We start from the raw sequence: 25,410 nt of genomic DNA, 5'->3' as shown, positions 1-25,410 counted from the left end.
TACATGGTGAAACATACGACCGACCCCGGAGAGTTACGATTCCTGAACCGTGATGATGTCAACGAAGCACTTGAACCCGCTGCGTGTCTCGAACGCGTCGAGCAGACGTTCGAATGGGTCGGTGACGGCGTTGTCCAACAATCGAACCCCTTCGACCTCGACGTCTCGACCGCCGACGATGAGTACGGCCTCGGGATGGTCCAGTCGTTCCCATCGTACGTCGAACCGATCGACGCTGCTGGCCATAAGTGGCTGGGGTACATCGAGCGGAACATGGAGCGGGGACTTCCGACGATCAACGCGATCGACATTCTCAGCGACGCGGAGACGTCACTCCCAGTCGCAATCATGGAAGGACAGTCTGTGACAGCCATGCGGACGGCCGGTCACGCCGCTGTCGGGGCGAAGTATCTTGCCCGCGAGGACGCGTCGACGGTCACGATCGTCGGTTGTGGTGATCAGGGCCGAACGCACCTCCTGATGATGGCGGAGCTATTCGATCTCGAGGAGGTCCGCGCGTGTGATATCGACGACGAAATCAGGAACGCGTTCATCGAAGAGATGTCCGAACATGTCGATGCCGACGTGGTCGGAGTGCCTGACGCTGAGGAGGCGGTTTCGGGTGCCGATATTATCTGTACGGTCACGTCGGCAACCCGACCGATCGTCGAGGAAGCCTGGATCGAGCCCGGGACACACGTCGCCGCCACGGCCGGGTTCTACGACCTTGAACCCACGCTCAGCAGCGAGGCTGACAAGTGGGTCGTCGGCTACTACGACCGCGACTTGAACTGGATCGAGGGTGAGCAAGAGGATAATTGGACGGCCGAGGGGTACAAGGTGGACGAGAACGACATCCACGCCGACCTCATTGAGGTGATGAACGATGAGCGCCCCGGACGAGAGTCACCCAACGAGCGAACCGTCATGACCCACAAGGGGATGCCGGCGCTCGACACGGCGACGATGGAGCTCGTCCACGAACGCGCAGTCGAGGAGGGGTTGGGGACGGAGATCAGTCTCTTCTGAGAAGTCTTCATTGATCGTCGGCCTCCCCCCCCCCCGCAAATCGGGCTGTCCACGACCTGTCCCCATCGTAACGTCTATCTGGCACTGGTACATCGAGAATTTCGATGACAAAGAGCGCTTCAGATCATCTCCAGGAGGCGTACCGACTCGTCGTTGGGGGTTCCGAGAAGGAGGCATCAAACGGGGAGACGGCAGACGTTCCTCCAACCGGGGCAGCACAATCCGTTGTCCGCTGGCTGAGAAAGAAGATGCAACCTCACTGAAACTGCCTGGGTCCCCGGCGCCAACTACTGCCCCTTCGTAGCGATCGAGAGGGCATCTTCGAGTCGATCGAGCATCTCGCCCATTTCTTCGTCGGACACTGTTAACGGTGGAGAGAGTCGAATCACGTTACCGTGCGTTCCGCACCGCGAGACGAGGAGATTCTGTTCGTGTGCTTGTGTACGGACCGTCTTGGCGATTTCCTCGGCGGGTTCATGGCTGTCACTGTCGGAGACGATCTCGACGCCGATGAGAAGGCCCTTTCCGCGGACGTCACCGATGATGTCGTAGTCCGCTTCCATACCTTCCAGGCGGTCGAGCGCGTCTCGTCCGACTGAGGCGGCATTCTCTACCAGGTCTTCCTCGTCGATCACGTCGAAGGTTGCGTTGGCGGCGGCGCACGCGAGAGGGTTCCCGCCGTAGGTGGTGTAGTGGTCGGCAGGATCCATCGTCGAACTCACCTCCTCGGTCCCCATGAACAGTCCGAATGGGACGCCGCTAGCGATTCCTTTTGCCACCGTCATGATGTCGGGTTCGACGTCCCAGTGATCGACGGCAAATAGCTCTCCGGTCCGGCCCATACCAGTCTGGACTTCGTCGGCTACGAAGAGGATATCTTCCTCCTCGCAGATTTCTTTGAGATATGGGAGGTAGTTCTCCGGCGGGACTATGACACCACCCTCGCCTTGAATCGGTTCAACGACGACGGCTGCGATATCGTCATTCGAGTCGTATTTGATGACTTCACGGACCTGTTCAGCGGCCCACTTCGAAAATTCGTTCTCGTCTTCGAACCGATCACCGTACCGGTAGTAGTTGGGGGACGGGATTTTGTAAGCGCCGGGCATGTGCGGGTGGAACGTATGGGTGTACTTGTTCTGTCCCGTCAGCGCCATCGAACCAGGCGTTCGCCCGTGGAACGAGCCTCTGAGACTAATGAACTCGCTCGAGCCGGTGGCCTTCTTCGCGAGTTTGATCGCTCCCTCGACCGCCTCTGTACCGGAGTTACCGAAGAACGTGTTTTTCAAATCGCCGGGAGATTGCTCTGTAAGTGTCTGGAGCAAGTCGGCCATCGGTTCGTGGTAGAAATAGTACGATGACTGAACGTAATTCGCGACCTGTTCCTGTACCGCGTCGACGACTTTTGGGTGGGAATGGCCCGTATTGACGACGGCGATCCCCGCCACGGCATCGAGGAACTCGTTTCCATCGACGTCCCACAATCGGACGCCCTCGCCGTGGTCGAGCACAAGGTCCTGCTGGCCATACACTGCGGGCATCAAATGCTCGTCGGTCGCTCGTTTGATCTCGTTTCTGTCAGTATTTTTCATTTCCACTACCGAATGGTTTCCATCTCACTTATTTATATCTTTTTCACATCAGATGATCGATCCGTGGGCGGATCCATAGTTAATATCCGATCTCAGGACTTATTTTGGTCGTCACGGGATGGCACAGACTCAAACTCTGAATCCAGCAAAGCTACCAGTGCCGACGGGGTCTGAAGATGGTCGACTCGATTCGCACAGCTAGTCGTCCGAAAGACGAAGTTCGAACGGGTTTGGGAGCCCTTGTCCCTGTGATATGTATCCTAAATCAAAATCCCCGTCGACCACGTCGCTAGCAAACGGGCTGGGTAATCGATCGTTCGACTCTCCAAACAATTATCACGGCTCCCACTCATACCTTCCATACGCACATGAATGACGACAGCCCCATCAGTTTTGGGTACGCATTACCGGGATTCGGAACGTATGAACGACCAGAGGCATGGAAGGACATCGTCCAGGCCGCCGAAGCAGCCGGCTTCGAGACGCTATGGACCGGAGACCACATCACAATCCCAGCAGAGCTCGACTACGACGAGTACCAGTTCGGCGTCCCTGACTGGGCCGACATTTCGAATCCCAGCCTCGACGTCTTTGGGAAATTCTCCTACATCTCAGCGGTGACCGACGAGATCCATATGGCGACGAATATCTGTATCGTGCCGCTGCGTAACCCCATCCTGTTGGCCAAGCAGGCACTCACTGTCTCGGCCCTCTCGGACGGCCGGTTCGAGCTTGGCGTGGGAAGCGGCTGGCTTCGATCCGAATTTGAGGTGCTCGACGCGCCGTTCAAGACCCGCGGACCCCACACGGACGAGTTCCTAGAGATGTTCGAACGCATATTCGAGAACGACGGAGAGACGGGATTCGACGGGGAACACATAAACTTCAGGAAGACCGGGTTTCACCCTCTCCCGGACAAGAAGCCGAAGATCTGGGTGGGAGGGACGTCTGGCGCAGCACTCCGACGTACCGCGGAATTCGGTGACGGGTGGACAGTCGTTGAACGAGACGCGGCGGCGGTAGCGAACACTCGCGATCGATTGATGAATGCATGGACTGATTACGATCGGGATGGTGTTCCGGAGATATCTGCCCGCTGTCGCGTGCACGTGGGTGACTGGAATGGTGACGCCCCGGACGTCGCCACCATCGGTGATCCGGAATCGATCGTTAACGACGTCGAGGCGTACGCTGACGCGGGGACGACCCACTTTATCGTCGGGACGATGACCGACTCGCTCGAAGCGGAAATCGAACAGATTCACCGGATCGGCGACGAAATCATTCCTGCCTTCGAGTAGTCGGAATAAAAATCCGTTTCAATTCCGGTCCAAATTCCACACTGCCGGTTGAAATAGCATTGTTGGACCATCGCTCCCGTCAAGGGCAGTTCCGAATGCCGGTCTGTAATGCCCCAGGTTCGTTCTGGCCATCGGAGACACAAGCATCGATTAGTCGACGCGCCCAGATTGGAGATAGAATAGACGCTTGCCGCCCGATTCGACAACGGCGGTTCCGCACACGGCGTCGAACAGATATGGTCAGACGTCCGCTTACGGTTGACGTGGTGGCTGAAGGACGTCGTTTCCGCGTCCGATTCGACCATGCATACGTCGGACACAGTTCCCAACACAGGCTATCTGCTCGGGAAGGTACATAATACGCGTTTCGAGAACCGTCTACGTGACTACTGGAGCGATGCACCGCCGTCTATGCGGAGCGTCTCGCCCGTGACGTACGATGCGTCACGGAGGTAGGCAGCTGCATCGGCAATTTCGTCGACCTGACCGTATCGACCGAGCGGGATCGATGCTCTGTTCTCTTCCATCTTCGAGCGGTCTGTCATATCCGTCTCTACATGCCCCGGTGCGATCGCATTCACACGAATGTCTGGTGCGAAATCAAGCGCCAGACTTCCGGTCAGGCCAAGAATCGCCGCCTTCGACGAGACGTAGTGTGGTTCGTTCGGATATCCCCTGAGGGCGAGGAACGTCGAGAGATTCGTGATCGAGGGAGCGGGTTCCGCAGACTCGGCAAGGTGGGGAGCAGCACGCTGGCTCACGGCGAAGGCGCTGTTGACATTCGTGTCCATTACCCGATCGAAGTCACCCACATCGAGTTCCAGCGTCGGACAGGACTCCTCGATGCCAGCGTTGTTGACAACGTGATCGACGCCGCCGAAGGCGTCGATGGTTCGATCGATGAGGCGTTTTACGTCGTTAGGGTTCGAAACGTCCGCCTGAACGACAAGCGCCTCGGCGTCCGTACCATCGCGTATTTCCGCTGCCGTCCGTTCGGCAGCCTCGGCGCTACGACGGTAGTTGACGACCACGTTATATCCGTCCTTGGCGAATCGCTTCGCGATCGCACTCCCAATCCCCCGAGACGACCCGGTAACGATTGCAGCTGGCATACCTGTGGGAATATGTCCCTCGATGGTAAATCAATATTGATAGCCGGTCTCACCACCGGATCGATATTGTGCCCGAACTGACGAACAAGAACGCGCAATTCGGATTGGCCGCGCGCATGTTTATGATCGTTGGGCCTATTTTTTCATCCGATGACGGAGTTCCAGCAGACGGTTGACGACTTGTTGAACGAATACTGGCAATACAATCCGGTGGAGGCAACGCACGTTGGTGTCCATCGCTACGATGATCAATTGCCAGAGCGAGGCCCCGACGTTGCTTTGGCTTGGGGAGAAACGCTTCGTGATTTTAAGTCGAGGTTTGAGGCGTTTGACGCGGCGAGTCTGCCTCATGAGGAAGCACTCGACAGACGCTGGGCGCTAGCCGTGCTCACAAAATTGCGTATAGATCATGAGCGCCGGTTCTGGGAACGCGCACCGAAGCTCTATCTCGATTGGATCGGGACTGGGCTGCACGACCTGCTTCTCAGCGAGCCGACACAGGACGAGAAACGCTTCAGGGCCTTGCTTACGAGACTGCGCGCTGTCCCAAGGTTTCTCGAAGCAGCGAAGGAAAACATTGATCCCGAGGCGGTACCGCCGATCTGGATTGATTCCAGTCTACGCGTGGCCAGTGACGTCGAACAGTTTCTCAGAGGCGGGATCCTGGACGCGGCCGAGCGGGTTCCATCACTGGAAGACGATATCATCGCTGCCGCTGAGGCAGCCGATGACGCCGTAGCGGCATTCGAGGGCTTCGTTCGGAGCATCGAAGACCGTGCCGATGGGGACTTCGCTGCCGGACCAGAGCGATTCGATCGTCTCTTGCAGAAGTACCATATGCTCAACATGGACGGAAACGAACTGTATGAGTTCGGCCGTGAACGGATCGATCGCTACGAACGGAAGATGGATGAACTGGCCGAGCAAATCGACCCCAACAGCAGTTGGGTGGACGTACTCGATTCTGTGAAAGACGATCACCCGACGAGCGAGAACCTGCGAAGGGCCTACGAAGACGAAACGATGCTCGCACGCGATCACTGCCTCGAACACGATCTCATAAGCTTCCCTGTCGGCGAAACGGTCGATATTGAGTGGATGCCGGAGTTCATGAGGGACGCGTATCCGATCGCGAAGCCCTGGGTGTCGCCGCCGTTCGAGGACGGACTCTCCGGAAAGTGGTATATTACTCCCGTCGATACAGAGGCGTCAGCAGAGGAACAGGAACAGCATTTGCGTGACAACAGCTGGGCCTGGATCCGTGGAATCGCCCAGCACGAGATGTATCCCGGTCACCATCTGCATCTTGCGATTCACAAGCAGATCGCCTCGCCACTTCGACTCCAGTTCACCAGCCCAGTCTACCTCGAAGGATGGGGGCTCTACACGGAGGAATTATTCTACGAAACCGGCCTCCTGGACGAACCGGCCCTCCGGCTGATGCAACTTCGGAACAGCCTCTGGCGTGCCGTTCGTATCGTGATCGACACTGGCCTACACACGCGAGGAATGACACCCGAAGAAGCCATCGAGTTACTCGTAGATCGTGCCCGTCTCGAACCGCGGTGGGCGGAGAGTGAAGTACAACGGTACACGATGCGACCGACGTACCCGTCGTCGTACCTGGTGGGTTTGTCACAACTGATTGATATTCGAGAGAAGTATCGGATGGAAACAGGCAACGAGTTTTCGCTTCGGGATTTTCACGATGCGCTCATGGACTACAGTGCACTCCCGTTGAGTATGGTAGAAGAGGAATTGCTCTAGAGAGAACCGGCGACGATCGATTGGATACTTCAGAATCCGGACCACTAACCGGTTTCCGGTGTTGAAACGTAGTGGGGTGCCCCAGTCAATCGGAGATAGTCCGTATATCGGCTGCTACACGTCGACGGTGTCGCCGCTCTTGTAGACCGTGTGGATCTCGGACAGTTGTTGGATCTCCGAGAGCGGATCACCGCTGATGGCGACCAAGTCGGCGTATCGTCCGGGCTCGATCGCACCGATGGAGTCGTCAGCCAACGCCTTGGCAGCGATGCTCGTTGCGGATTTAATTGCCTCCATCTCTGAAAGTCCGACCTCCTCCACCAGGAGTGTGAACTCGAGGTGCGTCCCCAGCGGATGGTTCTCCGTTCCACCGCAATCGGAGGCATGGGCAATTGGTACTCCGTTGTCGTAGGCTCGTTTCGCCGACTCGATGTGCTCTTCGTGCGCAGATTTCGACTTCTGGATGCTCCACTCTGGTACGTCACTGTCTGGACCGGCGATCGCGTTGCGGTAGATCGCCTGTAGCGTCGGCACGAGAATCGCCCCTGTCTCCTGAAATAGATCGATCGACTCGTCGTCGATACCAATTCCGTGTTCGATCGTATCGACGCCGTTCCGTAACGCTCGGTTGATTCCCTCTGTTCCTTCCGCGTGGGACGCAACGGGAATTCCCCAGCGATGGGCTTCCTCGGTGAAGACAGCGATTTCTTCCTCACTGTAATGGGGTTGGTCTGGGTGGTCTTTCTCCGATAGCATACCACCGCTCGTCATAATCTTGATTAGATCAACGCCTTCCCGGAGGTGTTTTCGCACCTCTTTCCGGCACTCACTCACGCCGTCGGCGAGTACGTTCCCCTGTGACTTTCCGCGGATCGCATCGCCACTCCCTCCACCGGTCACCCATTCGTATGGAAGGAAGTGAGCATCTGCATGTCCCGCTGTTTGTGAAAACGATTTCCAGGACGTGTATATTCGCGGACCAGCAATGGACCCTTCCTCCACAGCCTCACGAAGGCCGAGTCCAGTCGGACCCCCGCAATCACGAACGCTCGTGAATCCGCCTCTGAGCAAAACCTTCAGATCCTCGGTCGCGCGAGCGGTTTGTGTCACAATATCCAGCGTCGTCATGTCGAAGGGCTGCAGCGACCGCCATCCGTTAATGTGGAGGTGCGCGTCAATTAGGCCGGGCAGTACAGTCTCGTTTGAGTGATCGATACGTTCCGCGTCGCCCGGTACTGATACCTCCGATCGAGTGCCGACAGCGGTTATCCTGCCGTCCTCGATCACGATTCGCCCGTCGGAAAGCGGTTCCTCGCTGATCCCATCGATAAGGGTACCGCAGTCTATCGCCTTCATTAGTGCTTCTCTGTAATACATCCTAGCCCTGGATCATTACCTTTTCCTCTAGAAACGCCTCAGTGGTCCGTAGTGGTAAGCAAGTCACAAGCCGGTTGAGCAAGCATCCTGTTTGTTGACGAACAATAATCGGAATTTATTTGTTTTGTCGATAACGTGTGAATACTGTATGTCTGAACGTACGTATCCACGTGGTCTAGCCCACGTTGGACTCACAGTGTCCAATATCGACGAAGCGGTTGAATGGTACCGAGACGTGTTTGGATTCAACCTCGTACTCGGCCCAGCCACCATCGAAAACGAGGGGTTCTTCGGGAGGCAAGTAAGCGACTTACTCGGGGACTTTGAAGAGATGAAGATTGCTCACCTGAGCACCGGGAATCAGGTCGGGATCGAATTGTTCGAGTTTGACGACACAACTGGTAAAAACGACCCCGATCCGTTTTCACCCGGCCTCTTTCACCTCTCGATCATCGATCCGGAAGTCGAAGAACTTGCGACCGTAATCGACGAAAACGGCGGTGACGCCTACTCCGATGTCTGGGGCGTCAACAGCGAAGACGACGACTACAAACTCGCCTACTGTAAGGATCCGTGGGGCAACCTCATCGAGGTGTTTTCACACAGTAACGAGCGCATCTACAGTAATCGGGAGTAGGTGCACCACCTGAACAGGAGATAGCACCGTTCGGTCACAAAGGCTATCTTGTTCACCGACCGTCGGTAGAAGGAACCTGGGATCGCTTTACAGACCACACAATCCATACCGACTTGCGTCCGTTACGTACGCGGCCACGCTCATTTTATGGAGCCGAATGAACATCAGATGAGCGGATCGTGCCAGTACGTAACTAAAACAGGTAACAAAGCCTCTCAGGTGAGAAGTCGTCTCGAGAGCCGCTCAGCCGTGATAGTTACCGCAAGCGAGAACACGATCAAAATCGTCCCAATGGCGTTGAGGGTTGGATCGTACGTCCGGCGGATGAGACCGAAGATGTACACCGGGAGCGTCTGATCCGAGAAGCTCAACCAGAAGAACGTGTGGATAAAGTTGTTGAAAGATAGGATAAACGCAAACAGTAGTGCGGCGATGATACTCGGCATGATCATCGGAAGAGTTACTTCGAAATACGCACGCCATCTTGTCGCGCCGAGATTTCTCGCGGCCTCCTCAAGGGAGATGTCGAATCCGTCGAGTCCGGCTGCGACGACAAGCGTGGTAAACGGGAGTGTGATGAGGATGTGACCGATGAGATACGACCAGAACGAGCCGAAGAGTCCGATCACGTTGAAGAATACGAGCCCTCCGATGCCGGTGATGATCCACGGAATAATGAGCGGGAGGCTGAACAGAAGACGAAGCTTCCCCTCATCCAGAATCGAGTTGCCGAAATCGCTCCGAACGATACCGAACGCTGCTAAAATGCCAATCACGCCCGAACAGATTGCGCTAACGAATGCGAGTTGGGCGCTGAATTGTAGCGCGTTCATCATCGCAGTATCCTGGATCAACGCCTCGTACCACTGGAGCGAGACTCCCTCCATCGGAAACGTCGGCGTCGACGTAGGAGTGAACGACAACATGATAACGATCACGATCGGTGCGTACAGAAACAGCAGGATTACTGCGGCGGCCAGTTTCTGCACTCGCCCGGCAGTCGCATCATTGACTTCGATTTTTCCGAGGAGCGCACTGAACGATAGCGTCATGAATCGTCCTCCACGGAAGACGTCCCAGACAGCTCGACGTCCATGAATTTACCGACGAAAACGAAGAGGAGAATAATCAGGAAACTGTATACCATGGCCAGCACGGCGCCGAAGTTCCAGTTTTGCCCCTCGGCGAACATCACACCGATAAAGTTTGCAATCATCTGGTTCTGATTCCCGCCCAGAAGAACCGGCGCGAGGTACGCACCCGAAGAAAGGACGAACACGAACGTCGAGCCGGCGACGATTCCGGACTTCGTTTGAGGCAGCGAAACCTCCCAGAACGCCTGTAGGCGAGTCGCACCGAGATTTTTCGCCGCCTCAATCTCCGAATAATCGATCTGTATGAGACTCGCGACGATCGGAATTACCATGTACGGTAAAAGCGGATGAACGAGGCTGATAACCACTGCGTTTTCCGTGTAAATCAGTCGAAGCGGATCACTGATGACCCCAATCGCGTCCACCAGCAGCCAGTTGACAACGCCGTTTCGATCCAGAATGAGGATCCAGGCGAAGTATCGAATGACTTCGTTGATCCAGATCGGCGCGATAACTACTAAGAGCAAGAGGTTTCGTCGGTTGCTCTGCATAGCGATGTAGTATGCGAGGGGATACCCGATGAGAAGCGCCCCAATTGTCGTCTTGATGGCGATCAAAATCGAGTCGACCATGATCGACTGGTAGAGCGAACTTCCCAGAAACCGCCGGTAGTGCTCGAAGGTAATCCCGAAATCACCAGCAAGCGGGTCGTTCATGAAGCTATAAAGAAATACGGTGGTGAGTGAGCCGCCGAGTACAACGACGATCCAGGCCAATCCAGGAATCAGCCGCGGATCCGGAAGGAAGCGATTGATCCCTTCCTCAAACGGGGCTAGAAACGAACGAGCGGCTTCGGTTTTGTCTTTAATACTCATATTTACCCCTCGACCAGGGTCGCGTCATCCGTGTTGAAATGAAGCGAGATCGTATCGCCTTCGGTAAACCGAAGGCGGTTTTCTTTTCCGGCGACCTCGACCAACACTTCCTGGCCACCAGCGTCAACCAAAAATCGGCTCAGCTTCCCGTAGAAGGTAACGGCAGACACTTCGCCCCGAATGCTATCGGGGGCATCGCCATTCTTTAGTTCAATATTCTCGGGCCGAAGGCTGAGGACAACTCGATCCCCCTCCTCCGCGTTGATGGAATTGGACATATTCGACAGCGTCACGTCGAGTTTATCGATCGAGACGTCAACGCTTCCATTGTGGGTGCGTGCGACACGTCCGTCGAAGAAGTTTGTATCGCCGATAAAATCAGCAGCGAACTCGTTCACCGGTTCGCCGTACAGTTCCGATGGGGACCCGACCTGCACACGTTGACCGTCGTTCAGTAGCATGATGCGGTCGCTCATTGAAAGCGCTTCTTCTTGGTCGTGGGTTACGTAGATGAAGGTCGTGTTGAGTTCTTCTTGAATACGTTTCAGTTCGAACCGCATGTTCTTCCGAAGTTTTAAATCGAGGCTAGAAAGTGGCTCGTCGAGCAGGAGGATAGATGGTTCCGTGATCAACGCCCGAGCGAGAGCGACGCGCTGTTGTTGGCCGCCGGAGAGGTTTGCCGGTTTCCGATCCTCGAATCCGCCCATGTCGACCAATTCCAGGTACTCAGTGGCGCGTTCTCGGCGCTTGGCCTTCGATACGCCCTCCATTTTCAATCCAAATGCGACGTTCTCCCCTACTGTCTTGTTCGGGAAGAGGGCGAAATTCTGAAATACCATACTAACGTCGCGTTCGTGCGGAAGACGGCCGATCTGGCTTTCATTGTTGATATCAATCGATCCGGAGGTGGGCTCTTCGAATCCAGCGATCATACGAAGCGTAGTGGTTTTCCCGCATCCGCTCGGGCCGAGAAACGAAAAGAATTCTCCGCGTTCGACCTCGAAAGAGACGTCGTCTACAGCGACTTCCGTTCCGAACGTCTTCACCAAATTGTGCGCCGATAGTATTACATTAGTCATGTTTGGTCGTATGGCGATATATTCACTGTAACTAATATTCCTGCTGGTACGGTTTCTTCTACGAACGGAGGATCTCCTGAATCTCCGATGTCCACTCGTCGGCTTTCGATCCGACGAATACGGGATCGAATATCGAGAGCCGATCTTCGTACATCACAGCCGTGTTGTTCTTGTAACCCTCGGACTGATACTCCTCAGGGATGTCGAACGTCGTGCCCGTCGGGACCGACTCCAAGTACTCTTGCCGGTTCTCGGGGTCAATAAAGTAATTAATGAATTGTTCGGCGGCTTCTCGTTTCGGATCTTCGACCCCAGCCGGGATAGCCATACCATCGAAGTACATGAAGGCACCCTCTTCTGGAATTACGTCCTTGATGGGGTGGCCTTCGTTCTGAAGCGTCTTCACGATCACCGGGAACTGGTGGCCGGCAATCACGTTCGCATTTGCGAACGCCTGGTTCGCCTGTGGCCCGCCCTCGAGCCAGACGCCAACCTGCGGTTTCCAGTCGTTCTCCATGCTGTCCCAGACCTGTTGAATACGTTCGTCGTAATTTGCCTCAAACTCCCGTGGCTCATCGGGCCAGTACTGGAGATACGTGGTACATACGGCATAATTTGGTCGCTGCGAGTATGCGACGTCTCCCTCAAGTTCGGGGTCCAGGAGGTCCCTCCAGCTTGTCGGTTCGTCCTCCAATGGCCATTCCTCGGTATTCCAGGCCAATGAATTGGAGCCGAAGTGACACGCAACAGCTGACCACGTGTCTCCGTCCGATTCCCAGGGTGCATTCTCCGCACTGTACCTGTCATTAATATTCTCTAAATTCGGTACATTTTCGGGACGGATCGGTTGAATGAGTTCCTCCTCGCGTGCGCTCGGGACCGCACGCATCGACATCTGGAACAGGTCGAGGTCGCCGCCACCAGCCCGTTGCCTCGCAAGCACCTGCCAGTCGTCCTGAAAAGGCGAGACGTTGACGCTGATCCCTGTTTCTTCCTCGAAGTCCTCGGCCATATTCTCGATTGGGTCGACGTGCGTGCCGAATCCGTGAAAGGTTATCGAGGTATCGTCCGTATCGTCGCCGCCGAGGCACCCTGCCAAGCCCGCGACCGTCGCTGTCGCGACACTACTTTGGATCCATCGACGGCGGGTGATCGTACTGCCGGCATCTGTCAGCTTGTCAACTGATTTGCTCCGGGGGTGGTTGTCGCTAACCATAGTAGAGAAACACTAGCACACTTTTATAAAGGTTTCGGATAAATTGAGAATTAGCTGGTATTTTCGGACCGGCACGTGTTGAAAACAGATACAGCGTATGGACCGTAGGTTGATGGGAGTCAGTCGAGCCGATCGACATTTAACCGCTCAAACACATAGACGTAGCAATACTGATCCAAATGGTAATCAACAGACATACACAAAACATCGATCACGGCCGACCTCCTGTGCGGTTGCCCGCGCGTAGACTGTGGACGACATTGCGAAGCCATGTAAGACACTCTGAGATACGCAACCTCCCATCGGTCAAGAAAACGAGTTACTGAGACGGGTTAATTGATCCCGGATGATGGATCACAATGGAGTGATCAATGAACCCTATCAAGCGGGAGGTGGGAAACGACATCAAGCGATGCGTGGAGTCTTTGTTGGGCGCGAGCACTACTAAGCAGAGATCATCTGCTGGCACCGGTTTAGCCGCGCGAGTGGTCAGCATAGCCTCGTGATTTCCCCAGAAATCGCATCTGTTTATGCGACTGCGGCTAAGAGAAGTGAGACATGGCACAAAACGACGAGTCTGGTGAGGACGCACGATCACGACACGTTAACGAAAACGATGTTGAGTGGATACAGAAGTCCCACCAAACGGGATTCGACATCAAACGTAAGAAATTGGCTGAGGAGGCAGGTGGCGAACAACTTGGATGTAGTCTATACGAACTACCGCCTGGGGGAAAATCGTGGCCGTACCATTACCACACCGCTAACGAAGAAGCGATATATGTGCTAGAAGGGAGGGGGACCCTGCGGGCGAGGCGCGGTACTGCAACCATCACATCGGGAGACTATCTTACATTTCCCGTTGGTGAAGAATATGCTCGCCGCGTTATCAACGACTCCGATGCACCGCTACGATACCTCTGCTTCTCGACGATGAATGAACCCGAAATTTCGATCTATCCGGATTCAAACAAGGTTGGCGCCTTTGCCGGGTCAGCATCGGCAACCATAGATGGTGAACCACTCAACCGGTATTTTGAGCAATCGGATGCCGTCGATTACTGGACTGGAGAAACGGAGTAAGTCGGCACGAAGGCAATACCTGTGTTCGACAGATACGTTCACAATTGGGTATCAGATTAGCCACCTCACACCATATTTATCGTCAGATTAGCTGGTCTGTTCATCTTCGTCATGGATTTTTCCGTCGCGAACGTTCGGTCCCCCGATTGCGATAACACGGAGCGTCTCCTCGGCCGTTTCACTGTTGAACGCCCGGTGGTAATTTCCTGGCTCAACGACGAATATCTCGTCGCTATTGACGGTGTATTCCGTAGCTGGCGTCTCAACCTTCATTTCTCCATCGAGAACGTAGAAGAGTTCTTCTTGTGTTTCATGAAGATGATAATGCTGTGGAACCTGTTCCCCAGGATTTACCGTATAGACGCTCAATCCGACGTGTTCAAGCTCGAGTATCGCCGAAAGCGTCCGTCGATCGCATTCGTGTTTGGGGTGAGAGGGAATGTCGTCTATCGAGACCGTGTGATAGCCCATGACTCGTATTTACGACAGCGGGCACAAGAGTGTGCCGAAACAGGTACTAACCGCCCGTTAGTCACGTTTATATAGCTGTCCGCTCTCGAATAGAAACAAATCAGTGCATGGTTCCATCACCACCTGCAGATCCACCGTCCGGCCGACGTCAACGCCAGAGCGGCGATCAGTACGGGTTCGACGAAACGAAGAACTATCTCTCGGCGCTTCTAGAGCCACTGGTCCCGCAGCGACTCGCCGTCCTATCGCTCGCCGTCTCGATCAGCACGGACAAGACGACGTATCGAGTAACGGAACCAGTCACGATCGATATTATATTTAAAAATCGGTTGCCAGCGCCGATCAGCATTGAAACGCCGACCGCCCGACAGTGGGGATGGACCGTCGATGGAGAGTTAGCAGCAAGTAATGAACCCGAGTATCGACGTCGTCAACCTAACAAGCTATCTTTTCGTGCAGGAGAAACGAAGCGAATTCGGCGAGTCTGGGACGGCCAGTTCAAACGAAATGACTCCCCAACGAGATGGGTCCCTGCGCCAAGCGGCGAGTACGAAATTACGGCCTTCGTTGATGCTCGGTATGGCCGTTCACGTCCGTCCGCTTCGACGACGATTACAATCGAGTGACGGGTGTCCACGCGGTCGGCCGAGAGAGCAGTGTCTCGCTAGTGGGCTCCACCTGAGGCAATACTCCTCGTCATTAGAACGAACAAGGACCGTTATTGCTGGTTTCGGTAGAGGTGACACTCCACGTACCGCGATCCCTCGCTATTCTTGATTCGATAGATAGGCCGTTCTTGAGCGCAGATACTCGTCTTTATGAACGTCTCGGTCAGCGTCTCTGTTGCTTGCTCCCACTTGTTGGCGTGAACATCTTCAAGCGTAGAACGGATTATTCGTTCGGCATCTGGGTCTAGTTGAACGCCACCGAAGATCTCCTCATAGGTTGCTTCGAACGTGCTGGATGATATTTCGCGATACTTGACCGATCGAATGTAGTCCAGGGTCGTCTGCCACGCTTCGTCGGAGAAGTCGTACTGCTCAGCCGGAATGATAGACTGACATCGGGTTCGAAACCGGCAGCCACTGGGGGGATTGATCGGGCTCGGAACTTCTCCGCGAATAACGCTTCTGACTTCAGACTTTTGCGGATCCGGAACGGGTATTGACCCCAGCAACGCCCGTGTGTAGGGATGTTTTGGATCGTCGAAAATCAAATTGCTCTCCGCCAATTCGACGATGTGACCAAGATACATGACTGCGACGCGGTCACAGATGTATCGAATCACGCTCAGGTCATGGCTGATGATAATATACGTGAGATCGAACTCGTCCTGCAAGTCTGCCATTAGGTTAAGTACCTGAGCCTGGACCGACACGTCCAGTGCCGAGACCGGTTCGTCACAAACGACTAGATCCGGTTCGACACTCAATGCACGAGCAAGATTGATGCGCTGTCGCTGCCCGCCGGAGAATGCATGGGGATATCTGTCGTAGTGGTCCTGTGAAAGGCCAACTTTCGAAAGAAGTTCTCGGGCTTTTTCCTCCCTTCCCGCCTCGTCAAGGATTCCGTGAGCCTCCATCGGTTCTTCGATGATTTGGCCAACTTTGAGTCGGGGGTTGAGAGAAGATTGTGGATCTTGAAAGACCATCTGCATATCTCGTCGCTTCGAGCGGATCTCTCGCTGAGATAGCTCGCAGAGGTCCTCACCCTGGAAGTAGACGCGGCCGCCAGTAGGCCGGATAAGTTGCAATATCGCACGAGCGAGCGTACTCTTTCCGCATCCGGATTCGCCGACGAGGCCGAACGTCTCCCCTTTTTTAACGTCAAAACTAACGTCTTCAACCGCTCTGACCGTTTCTTGATCGGCGTTTGTTAATCTATGACGTATCCCTTCGAGAAGTCCTGAGTCGACGTCGAAGTGTTTCGATACTCCTTCAAGTTGCAGTATCGACTCACTTTCAGTACTCGTGTGCTGCGTGTTAAGTGATGATTCGCTCATTGGGTCTCACCTATATTTCGTGCAGCATTCCTTATTGGTTCAGTAGAACTGTAAAGTTCGTTGTCATGTTTGATGCAGGCTGCCCGATGGGGGTGAGATTGCGGCTCACTAAAGTCTTCTAGCGCCGGGATGACCTCCATACACGCTTCCCTCGCATACGGACACCGCGTATGGAAGCGACAGCCTCTCGGCGGGCTAATCGCCGATGGAATTTCGCCTTTAATTGGCTCGACTCGTTCGATTGATTGGTCCGGACGCGGAATCGAGTCGAGTAGGGCCTGCGTGTACGGGTGCTTCGTCTCGTGAAACAGATCGTTGACCTCCGCTTGCTCCACGATCTGGCCGAGATACATCACGTTCACTCGATCACAAATTTCTGCAACCACGCCCATGTCGTGGGTAACCCAAATGAAACTCGTTCCGTACTCCTTTTGGAGATCTTTGACGAGTTCGATAATCTGTCCTTCAATGGTGACGTCGAGCGCCGTCGTCGGTTCGTCGGCGATGATTAGGCTTGGTTCACACGCGAGTGCCATCGCTATCAGAACTCGTTGGCGCATGCCGCCTGAGAATTGGTGTGGGTAGTCGCTGTATCGCTCAGCTGGCTTGGGGATCCCGACCTCGGCGAGCATCTCGATCGCGCGTTCTCGAGCCGCACCTTTATCGAGATCCGTATTTAATTCGATAAATTCTTGTAGTTGATTACCGACGGTGAGTACCGGATTGAGGCTTTCCATCGGATCCTGGAAGATCATCGCAATCTCGTTTCCACGGATCCGTTTGCGGACTTCTTCGTTTGAGAGCATATCATCTCTCGGCCGCAGTTCTTCATCAGAGCCTTCCTCAAGGGCGAAAATCGTTTCTCCCTTGTAGATTATTTCGCCGGCGACGATCTCCCCAGGTGAGTGGATGAGCCGCATCAGACTCTTCGAAGCAACACTTTTGCCAGCGCCTGACTCGCCAACTAGTCCAACGATCTCGCCTTCGGTTACATCGAACGAAATTTCGTCAACTGCCCGTACGACGCCCCCTTCGGTGAAGAAGTGGGTTTTGAGATTCCGTACTGAAAGTAGTGTGTTATCAGTCATTTATATCACCGAGAGCGTGGGTCAAGCGCATCTTGTAACCCGTCACCGAGAAGGTTGAACCCCATTACGGTAATGAGGATTGCCAGCCCTGGCCAGATGCTAAGCCATGGGTTCGGGATCATGAAGTTTCGCGACGATGCTAGCATTTGGCCCCAATCAGGAGTCGGTGGCTGGGCCCCGTAGCCAAGGAACGAGAGCCCAGCGACGATGAGAATGCAGATCCCTATTTGGAGAGTCGCTTGCACCATTACGGGCGCAAAGCTGTTGGGGATGATGTGCCGGACGATTATTTTCCGGTCTTTCACCCCGGCTGCTCGAGCAGCCTCGACGTACTCTTCCTCCCGGACGCTCAGTACGCGCGAACGGATTAGGCGAGCGAACACGGGTATAATGGCGATCCCAACGCCGATGGTGGCATACATGACGTCACGAGTCCCGATCGCCGCCATAAACGCGATGATGAGGACGAGGAAGGGGATGGAATAGATAGTCTCGACGATACGCATCAGTATATCGTCGACCCAGCCACCATAGTATCCGGCAACGGAGCCGACGATGGTACCGCCAACGAGACCGAGGAACGTAGCAGCAAGGCCGACAGTCATCGAGATTCGAGATCCGTAGATAAGGCGCGCGAGGACGTCACGGCCTCGAGAGTCCGTTCCCAACGGATGTGACCAGGAGCCCTCGCTTGTGAACGCAGGTGGTTGGAGTTGGTTAATCTGGTCGGGATCTTTCGCAGGGTGATACCAGAAGGTTTCGGCTATGTAGTAGTCCAACAGGTAGTAATCGATTGAGACGACCACGGCCATTGCGGTCATCACCGCAATCACATAGAGTCCCAATCGCGCCGTCGTATCCTGTTTTACCTTTTTTAACGAGTACCGCCAGCCAACGGCGACGTCTCCGGTACTGTCTATCGATTCACTCTCTACGCCCACCTTTTCGTTCGGTTGTGTTTTACTCGTAGCCATGACTATTCACGCTCCCCGTAACTCACTCGTGGGTCGATGTACGCGTAGGACACGTCGGTTATGATAACCCCAATGACAAACACCAATCCAAAGAAGATCGTTGTACCCATCACAAGTGGGTAATCCAGGTTCTGGATCGCCTCAATTATCAATCTTCCGAGGCCGTTGATGTTGAAAACGGTTTCAATCAGGACCGCCCCACCGAGCGCTGAAGTTAAATTCAATCCGACGATGGTGACGACGGGCAATTGCGCTACCCGGAACGCATGTCGGCGGAGGATCGTCCTCTCTGATACGCCGTATGCACGAGCGAGTTCGACGTAATCTGCCTGCAAGGTTTCGAGCATCTCCGCCCGTTCGATGCGCATAATTGCCGCCATTTGAAGCGTACCCAACGCTATTGTTGGAAGTAGCAAATGGCGAGCAGCCTGATACAAGACGGCAAGCCGTGGGTGGATCGATACAAGCGTCGATCCAAGGAGTCCCCCTTCAAGAAATCTAACCGAATCAGGATCTGCCCACGGGTAGATGAGTCCCGACGATGGCAACCACTGTAGGTGGAAGGCGAAGAGGATGATGAGCAAGAGACCAATCCAGAACGACGGTGTGCTCACTCCAATCAGTGCGACGATACGGGAGAGATGATCCGTCGGTTTGTTCTTTCGATGCGCTGCAAGCACACCGAGCGGGACTGCCATTGAAATAGCGAAGGTGAACGCCGACACGACGAGCAGAAGTGTCGCTGGTAGTCGTTCGAAAATCTTCTCCACGACTGGGACGCCATAGTGGATACTCTCACCAAGATCACCCTGAAAAACACCCAACAGATAGTTGAAGTACCGTTCGTGAAGCGGTTGGTCTAATCCATAGCGGGACTCGAGTTTCCGTATAACTTCCGGATCCGCCCCACCTTCGACGATCATTATCCGAATCGGGTCCCCAGGCATCAGGTTGATTAGGATAAACGTGATCGTGATAATTCCGATCACAACAGGTACCGACTGGAGTAAGCGATTGAGTATATATCTTCCAAGCGACATATTATCGAATAGCGTGACGAACGTTGTCTATTTTTGAAGGCAAATTCATATTCTCCATTTGATACGCTTCACCATACCTTGATACGTTTTATGTATCTTCCTGGTACTTAACTATGTCGGGTGAAGGGACGAGGCGATGCAGCCTCTGGGGACCGTCAGTTAGCGGTCTATCCACACGTTGTTGTAGTCCGTCACGAGTCGCGGGTTGACCTGTGAGATGGGGTGGGTTTCGAAGTCTTTGACGAAGTCCTTCGCAGCCCATGTGTTGATCAGCCCATATACAGGGATGTGGAGTTTATTCTCCAGAACCGTATCGATAATGTCGATCTGAAGTTGCCGCTGATCTTCACGGTTGGGTGCAGACATGACATTCTCGAGCATGTCGTGGAGTTCGTGATCGGGGTCGAAGTGGAGGCCATTGTTCACCCCAGCGTTTTCGTCGTGGTACATCTGGTGAAGCAGTTCTGGCAGGTTCGGGTCCGCTCCCTGGCCAAGGACGTACAGGTTGTAGTCATCCTCGTTCCCGGTGGTGAATACGTCAATGTAGGTTCCCCAACCGAGCCGCTCTACTTGCGCTTCATACCCTGCCTCTTGAATCCCGTTGCCAACGCTGATGGCAATTTCTTCGCGCATGTCGTCCGGCGGCGTGATGATTCGGAATTCGTACCCATCCGGGACGCCAGCCTCCTCGAACAGTTGTTGTGCCTGGTCGATATCACGTTCGTTGGCGTAATCCTGCCAGCGGTCCTCCGGGAAATCCCACTCTTCGATAAACGCGGGACCCGCAGGGCTGTATTGCCTAGCGCCCGCCGGTTCGACGAAGTTACTGACCGCCTGGTCGGCGTTGAAACAGTGATCAATCGCCTCCCGAACTTGTTGATCCGCCGTCGGACCTTCGTTACAGTTGAACGAGAAGTAATAATAGTTCAGCCCCTGTGCTTCGGAGACGAACCCGTCCTGTATGTCCTGAGTCGTATCCCAGAGACTCGGCGGGATATGATCGATCATATCGACTTCGCCGGTCTGGAGATTGGTGACTCGGGTGGTATCCTCCTCGATCGGAATGTACTCAACCTCGGCGATATTTGGATCGTGGTCGCCCCAGTAGTCGTCCCAACGCTCGATTTGTACGTACTCGCCTTCGCTCCAGTCGACGAATTTGAACGGTCCGGAACCGACTGGATTTTGCGGGAAGGCTTCCGGGTCTTCTTCGCGAACCGATTTTGGTGCGACGAAGTGCGAGAGATTGATCGGGAATAACCCGTGCGGAGCTTCGAGGTCAAACTGAACCGTCGTTTCATCGATGATGGTTGACTCTTCGACCATACTGAAGGAACTAGCCATTCGAGTTCCTTCCTCAACCGGTTGTTCGACCATGTAGACGATATCTTCAGCGGTGACGGGATCGCCGTTGTGGTACTCTGCATAATCCACGATTTCAACGATAAACCGCTGGCCATCGCGTTCCTCCTCCGGTAGACCAGTCGTAAGTTCACTCGGCTGCAGCCCGATTCCCTGGTCGTAAGTATATAAGGCGGTATAGATTCGGTCGCCGATGTACTGCGAATCAACGTCCATCATTTCGATGGTATCGAAATGGACGGGCGCCTTCGATTGACCGATATATAATTTTTCGTCACGTGAGACGTCGTCTGGCGCGTCATCCGATCCATCGTTGTCACCATTGCCGCCGTTTCCGCCGTTGCCACCGTTTCCGCCGTTACCATCGTCCTCCCCACCGAGACAACCGGCAACGCCGATAAGTCCAGCAGTTGCAGCTGACCCCTTAACGAAGGTTCGGCGGTCAAGTCCTGATTTGTTTGGCTTGTCCATGAAGTTTCACCACCGTTGCGATTGGTAGATCGATACACTCGCTACCATTTCGCGAACGATGAATGGTAATTAGAGAGATAGACCATAAACTTACGGATTGGTTTTCTCACACTGCAAAGTAAATATATTCAGTAACATCAAATGTGATATCTCATTAGTCTTCCAACAGTTGTTATCGGCATATATTTGACCCACATATCCTCACCAGTATTCACTGTTGGAATAGCGTGATAACAGGTACGAAAGGCATATTTAAATCGTGTAACTTCACCATATATATTATTGAGGTTCTCACGGAAACGTTCCCGGAGATGTTACGTCCAGAAAAGAAGCAATACTCTGCCGATTGAATCTGTGCTTCGAGCGGCGCGGGCGATCTGGGAATTTGACGAAGGCTATCGATGTGTACCAGAGCGTTCGGTACTCGACCGAAGGTGAGCATCGAAGAAGTCGACAATTCGCGGGAACGCGTCGCGCCACGTTTCCGGCCGTTCAAACATGTGTTCTTCGTCGGGATAATACACCGAGTCAAACTCGACACCGGCTTCGACGCACTCGACGATAAGTCGATGGAGTTCCTCGACAGTTACGTTCTTATCCGCCGATCCATGGATGGCCAGCAACGGCGTATCCATATCCTCAACGTATGTGTTCGGGGAGGCAATCCGATACCGTTCCTTCACCACTGGCTCGTCACTAAACGGTGGGCCACCGAACCGATTGTGGAACCAACTAGCTTCGCCAGGTCCCCATGTCGACCGACCTTCCTCAATCGCCCATTCTTCCCACGTTCGCCAATCCCAGATACCCGCCACGTTAACTGCGCAGTCGTAGGCGTCGGTTTTCGTGGCGAGTATGTTCGCGAGGAACCCGCCGTAGCTTCGTCCCCACATCCCGACGGCGTCGCCAATGCGTTCGTCTGACCGCAAGAACGCCGCTGCGTCGACACAGTCCTGCACCTCGTCAACGCCGACACGCCGATGGATAGCCTGCTCGAAGTCCCGACCGTATCCAATGCCACTTCTGAAGTTTAACTCCAGAACCGCATACCCCTGCGAAACGAGTGCTTGGTCGAAGCCATGGAAGTAACAGTACGTCTTCCCAGGATGGAAACCGCGTCGCATCTGGCTAATGGGTCCGCCGTGACAGAGCACGATAGCAGGAATATCGTCCCCAGAACTTGCTTCTGGAGGGGTGTAGAGATAGCCGTACACCGTCGCACCATCACTCGCTTCGAACTCGATTGGTTCCGGTTCTGGCAACGTTTCGAGACGATCGGGATGGGGGTGTGATGCCGATAGCCGTCGCATCGTTTCGTTCTGTACGTCGGCAACGTGCACATCTGCAGGGGAAAAGCGTCCGGCTCTGAGAAACACGATCCTATTGTCGCCGAACCACGTTGGTGCCATTGCATTGCCACGGATGTCGGTAAATTTGGTGTGTTCAGTACATCCGGTCTGATCGATCGAAGCGATGTGTAGGTGTCGTTCACCGGGGTCGACGCGGTTTGTGACGTACGCTAATTGGTCTCCACTTTCACTCCAGGAAGGAACGTCGGATGCATCGCCACGAGCCTCGAACGCCCCGTTGGTTACCTGTATGATTCCAGTACCCTCAAGTCCCGGTTGATCGCTTTCGACAACTCGTCTGCGAGTCTGGACATCGATGGCGTAGATGTGTCGATAGCCCGTCCGCGCAGAAATAACCGCAAGCCAACCGGTACCGCTACCGACGGGTTCGTGGGGGAGCAGTAACCCATCGACAGACTCAGAAGCGATGGGCTGTCCAACGTCATCATCGATACCGATTCGTACCGATCGGTACACTCTCGTTGTCCCGTCCATCGTATCTTCGGCATACACGAGATGTCCGTCGTCGACCCAATCGAACGAGGCTCGCATACACGATTCATCCTCATCCGGAACAGTCGACCAGACCACCGCTTTGTCCAGGGTATCGTATACTGTGAGCCCGAGTGCTTCATGGGTTCCTTCGGTTACCACGCCGAGGTACCGACCACTCGGGTCCCAGTGGAGGGTCGGTCCGCTCAAAAACGATGCTACCGAGACATCGTTTGCAAAGTCACACGCGTGAAGGCTCCCCTGTTCGTGTAACCAGAGCGTTCCGTCACTCATATAGGCTAACGTTTCGCCGTCGGGTCCCCACGTGATCCCGCTACAGGGTTCATCGCTGTGAACGAGCGATCGCGTTTCACCGGTTTCGACGTCGTATATATCGATGTCACCGTCGACGACAAGAGCGGCTTCAAACGGGTATTCAGGCCGCCACTCAAACGTCGAAACACCCCCATCATTCGTTCTATGAGTGGGCTCATCGACTCCATCGTGGAGTGATACTGCCGTTTCCGAAATGTCACTGACCGGCAGCGAGGCAAAGTCCGTTTCTCCGTGTGCGGTTCGTAGATACCCGACGTATGATCCAGTGGTGTTCCATTGCGGATTCGCCACAGATTCGAGATCGAGCGCATCTTCTATATCGAACGTGATTGGTTCTGACACGCTCCCTTCTCACTCGGGAGAGGAGTAATAGCTTCCCCCAAGGAAATGTCGCTGCTCACAAGGGAAAGATTATGATGACATCGTACGATAGTCAGCCTGATGTCAGACCAAGAACTGGTCAAGGAGAAAGTAGCACAGAGTACCGACCTCCTCCAGGAGACGGACACCGACCTCTGGATAACATTCGGGCGCGAAACGACTGAGATTGACGAGCCGTGTTTGCCGTTGCTGCTCGGGTTCGACATCGTTTGGCCGACGATGGTTCTTCTGACGAAGACAGGGGAAAAACACGTCATTATCGGAAGACACGACGCGCCTAACGCTAGAGATCTCGACATCTACGACGTTCACGCGTACGACGAGTCGTTCGAGCCAGTATTCGTAGAACTCCTGGAGGACATCGATCCTGACGAAATTGCGGTAAACTATTCACGGGACAACAACATCGCAGATGGCCTTACGCACGGACTCTATCTGCTTCTCACCGATGCATTAGAGGGGACCGGATACGAGGACCACCTTGTGAGTTCGTCTGATCTCGTTTCCCGCCTTCGGAGCGAGAAATCACCTATCGAGCGGGATCGGATGGTACGTGCCGCCGAAATTACCGAAGAGCTGTTTTCGAAGATGTCCGAGTCGTGGGAACCGGACTGGTCAGAAGCTGACGTCGCCGACTTCATTCACGATCACATGACCGAGCGTGGGCTCGACAGCGCGTGGAGTTGGGATTACTGCCCAACTGTTCACGCGGGTGGAGCGTCAGAACTCGGGCATACGATGGCCGGCGACCTCAAGCTCCCTCAGGGTGAAGTTCTCCACACGGACTTCGGCGTCAAATACAAAGGGTACGCAACCGACATTCAGCGCCTTTACTACTACCCTGAGAACGGCGACGAACCGCCGGAAGAACTGGCCCAGGCCTATAGCGATGTAAGGGCCGCTATTGACGCCGCGTTCGATGTGATGGCCCCAGGAGTTACGGGACATGAAGTGGACGATGCCGCACGTAAAGAGATCACAGAGCGTGGGTGGTCGGAATTCAAACACGCGGTCGGACACAACGTCGGTCGGAACGCCCACGACGGCGGTACGCTACTTGGTCCAAAATGGGATCGATACGGCACCTCACCGGACGGGATTGTCCGCGAAGGAGAGATCTACACGCTCGAACTCGGTGTCGAAACCGAGTGGGGATACCTCGGCCAGGAGGAGATGGTCGAAGTCACGTCGGATGGTGTGGAGTATTTCGTTGAGCCACAAACCGAATTCCGCATCCTCGAACCGTAGGAACGACGAAGCTAACGGCAATCGGCGGACGCCT

Annotated in this window: 22 protein-coding genes; 8 read left to right on the top strand and 14 right to left on the bottom strand. The window is 54.6% G+C overall.

Annotation, left to right across the window (positions count from 1 at the left end; translation table 11 throughout):
* The first annotated feature begins 3 nt into the window (after window positions 1-3).
* Both NGM15_RS17465 and NGM15_RS17460 read left to right on the top strand, forming a co-directional pair.
* Window positions 4-1,029 (top strand): ornithine cyclodeaminase family protein, encoded by a 1,026-nt coding sequence (locus tag NGM15_RS17465; RefSeq protein WP_253438970.1) that lies wholly within the window; start codon window positions 4-6, stop codon window positions 1,027-1,029.
* 104 nt (window positions 1,030-1,133) lie between these two features.
* Window positions 1,134-1,292, top strand: a complete 159-nt coding sequence (locus NGM15_RS17460) for a hypothetical protein (protein ID WP_253438968.1) — start codon at window positions 1,134-1,136, stop codon at window positions 1,290-1,292.
* A gap of 24 nt (window positions 1,293-1,316) precedes the next feature.
* On the opposite strand, the gene NGM15_RS17455 is transcribed toward NGM15_RS17460, so the two are convergent.
* Entirely contained in the window at window positions 1,317-2,570 is a 1,254-nt protein-coding gene (locus NGM15_RS17455; protein ID WP_253438965.1) for an aspartate aminotransferase family protein, read from the bottom strand.
* A 419-nt stretch (window positions 2,571-2,989) separates the two neighbouring features.
* Between NGM15_RS17455 and NGM15_RS17450 the strand changes: the two genes are divergently transcribed.
* Window positions 2,990-3,922 (top strand): TIGR03619 family F420-dependent LLM class oxidoreductase, encoded by a 933-nt coding sequence (locus NGM15_RS17450; protein WP_253438963.1) that lies wholly within the window; start codon window positions 2,990-2,992, stop codon window positions 3,920-3,922.
* A gap of 386 nt (window positions 3,923-4,308) precedes the next feature.
* Here NGM15_RS17450 and NGM15_RS17445 read toward each other — a convergent pair whose 3' ends face one another.
* A complete protein-coding gene (locus NGM15_RS17445) occupies window positions 4,309-5,034 on the bottom strand; it encodes an SDR family NAD(P)-dependent oxidoreductase (protein WP_253438960.1) in 726 nt (241 codons plus the stop codon).
* 150 nt (window positions 5,035-5,184) lie between these two features.
* On the opposite strand from NGM15_RS17445, the gene NGM15_RS17440 reads away from it, so the two are divergent.
* Window positions 5,185-6,801: a DUF885 domain-containing protein gene (locus NGM15_RS17440; RefSeq protein ID WP_253438957.1), complete on the top strand. Its 1,617-nt coding sequence runs from the start codon at window positions 5,185-5,187 to the stop codon at window positions 6,799-6,801.
* A gap of 114 nt (window positions 6,802-6,915) precedes the next feature.
* Here the strand turns inward: NGM15_RS17440 and NGM15_RS17435 are convergent, their stop codons facing one another.
* The gene (locus NGM15_RS17435) at window positions 6,916-8,157 is read right to left on the bottom strand and encodes an amidohydrolase family protein (RefSeq protein WP_253438954.1); all 1,242 of its coding nucleotides are present in this window, start codon (window positions 8,155-8,157) and stop codon (window positions 6,916-6,918) included.
* Window positions 8,158-8,326: 169 nt separating this feature from the next.
* Between NGM15_RS17435 and NGM15_RS17430 the strand changes: the two genes are divergently transcribed.
* Window positions 8,327-8,815 (top strand): VOC family protein, encoded by a 489-nt coding sequence (locus tag NGM15_RS17430; protein WP_253438951.1) that lies wholly within the window; start codon window positions 8,327-8,329, stop codon window positions 8,813-8,815.
* Window positions 8,816-9,030: 215 nt separating this feature from the next.
* Here NGM15_RS17430 and NGM15_RS17425 read toward each other — a convergent pair whose 3' ends face one another.
* From NGM15_RS17425 to NGM15_RS17410, 4 genes are all read right to left on the bottom strand, one after another.
* On the bottom strand, window positions 9,031-9,867 hold the full coding sequence (locus NGM15_RS17425; RefSeq protein WP_253438949.1) for an ABC transporter permease: 837 nt from the start codon (window positions 9,865-9,867) through the stop codon (window positions 9,031-9,033).
* On the bottom strand, window positions 9,864-10,784 hold the full coding sequence (locus NGM15_RS17420) for an ABC transporter permease (protein WP_253438946.1): 921 nt from the start codon (window positions 10,782-10,784) through the stop codon (window positions 9,864-9,866). The genes NGM15_RS17425 and NGM15_RS17420 overlap by 4 nt, the downstream gene beginning before the upstream one ends.
* Window positions 10,785-10,786: 2 nt before the next feature.
* The gene (locus NGM15_RS17415) at window positions 10,787-11,830 is read right to left on the bottom strand and encodes an ABC transporter ATP-binding protein (RefSeq protein WP_253438943.1); all 1,044 of its coding nucleotides are present in this window, start codon (window positions 11,828-11,830) and stop codon (window positions 10,787-10,789) included.
* 91 nt (window positions 11,831-11,921) lie between these two features.
* Window positions 11,922-13,079, bottom strand: coding sequence for an ABC transporter substrate-binding protein (locus NGM15_RS17410; protein ID WP_253438940.1), 1,158 nt, complete (start codon window positions 13,077-13,079; stop codon window positions 11,922-11,924).
* Between the two features lie 558 nt (window positions 13,080-13,637).
* On the opposite strand from NGM15_RS17410, the gene NGM15_RS17405 reads away from it, so the two are divergent.
* The gene (locus tag NGM15_RS17405) at window positions 13,638-14,162 is read left to right on the top strand and encodes a cupin domain-containing protein (protein ID WP_253438937.1); all 525 of its coding nucleotides are present in this window, start codon (window positions 13,638-13,640) and stop codon (window positions 14,160-14,162) included.
* Between the two features lie 87 nt (window positions 14,163-14,249).
* On the opposite strand, the gene NGM15_RS17400 is transcribed toward NGM15_RS17405, so the two are convergent.
* Window positions 14,250-14,633 carry a cupin domain-containing protein gene (locus tag NGM15_RS17400; RefSeq protein WP_253438934.1) on the bottom strand — a complete coding sequence of 128 codons (384 nt, stop codon included), beginning with the start codon at window positions 14,631-14,633 and terminating at the stop codon, window positions 14,250-14,252.
* 107 nt (window positions 14,634-14,740) lie between these two features.
* Between NGM15_RS17400 and NGM15_RS19010 the strand changes: the two genes are divergently transcribed.
* Window positions 14,741-15,259 carry a DUF7974 family protein gene (locus NGM15_RS19010; protein ID WP_484549595.1) on the top strand — a complete coding sequence of 173 codons (519 nt, stop codon included), beginning with the start codon at window positions 14,741-14,743 and terminating at the stop codon, window positions 15,257-15,259.
* 92 nt (window positions 15,260-15,351) lie between these two features.
* On the opposite strand, the gene NGM15_RS17395 is transcribed toward NGM15_RS19010, so the two are convergent.
* From NGM15_RS17395 to NGM15_RS17370, 6 genes are all read right to left on the bottom strand, one after another.
* Window positions 15,352-16,635, bottom strand: coding sequence for an ABC transporter ATP-binding protein (locus tag NGM15_RS17395; RefSeq protein WP_253438931.1), 1,284 nt, complete (start codon window positions 16,633-16,635; stop codon window positions 15,352-15,354).
* A complete protein-coding gene (locus NGM15_RS17390; RefSeq protein WP_253438928.1) occupies window positions 16,632-17,723 on the bottom strand; it encodes an ABC transporter ATP-binding protein in 1,092 nt (363 codons plus the stop codon). Before NGM15_RS17390 ends, NGM15_RS17395 begins: the two co-directional genes overlap by 4 nt.
* A gap of 5 nt (window positions 17,724-17,728) precedes the next feature.
* Complete coding sequence (locus NGM15_RS17385; RefSeq protein ID WP_253438925.1) at window positions 17,729-18,697, bottom strand: ABC transporter permease; 969 nt, start codon at window positions 18,695-18,697, stop codon at window positions 17,729-17,731.
* A 2-nt stretch (window positions 18,698-18,699) separates the two neighbouring features.
* Complete coding sequence (locus NGM15_RS17380; RefSeq protein ID WP_253438922.1) at window positions 18,700-19,737, bottom strand: ABC transporter permease; 1,038 nt, start codon at window positions 19,735-19,737, stop codon at window positions 18,700-18,702.
* A 159-nt stretch (window positions 19,738-19,896) separates the two neighbouring features.
* Window positions 19,897-21,570, bottom strand: a complete 1,674-nt coding sequence (locus NGM15_RS17375; RefSeq protein WP_253438919.1) for an ABC transporter substrate-binding protein — start codon at window positions 21,568-21,570, stop codon at window positions 19,897-19,899.
* Between the two features lie 395 nt (window positions 21,571-21,965).
* On the bottom strand, window positions 21,966-24,089 hold the full coding sequence (locus NGM15_RS17370; RefSeq protein ID WP_253438916.1) for a S9 family peptidase: 2,124 nt from the start codon (window positions 24,087-24,089) through the stop codon (window positions 21,966-21,968).
* Window positions 24,090-24,188: 99 nt separating this feature from the next.
* On the opposite strand from NGM15_RS17370, the gene NGM15_RS17365 reads away from it, so the two are divergent.
* Window positions 24,189-25,376 carry a M24 family metallopeptidase gene (locus tag NGM15_RS17365; protein ID WP_253438913.1) on the top strand — a complete coding sequence of 396 codons (1,188 nt, stop codon included), beginning with the start codon at window positions 24,189-24,191 and terminating at the stop codon, window positions 25,374-25,376.
* Window positions 25,377-25,410: the final 34 nt, after the last annotated feature.

The sequence above is a fragment of the Natronosalvus halobius genome, from assembly GCF_024138145.1.
Classification (GTDB): Archaea; Halobacteriota; Halobacteria; order Halobacteriales; family Natrialbaceae; genus Natronosalvus; species Natronosalvus halobius.
This window is presented reverse-complemented; position numbering and strand designations above follow the sequence as displayed.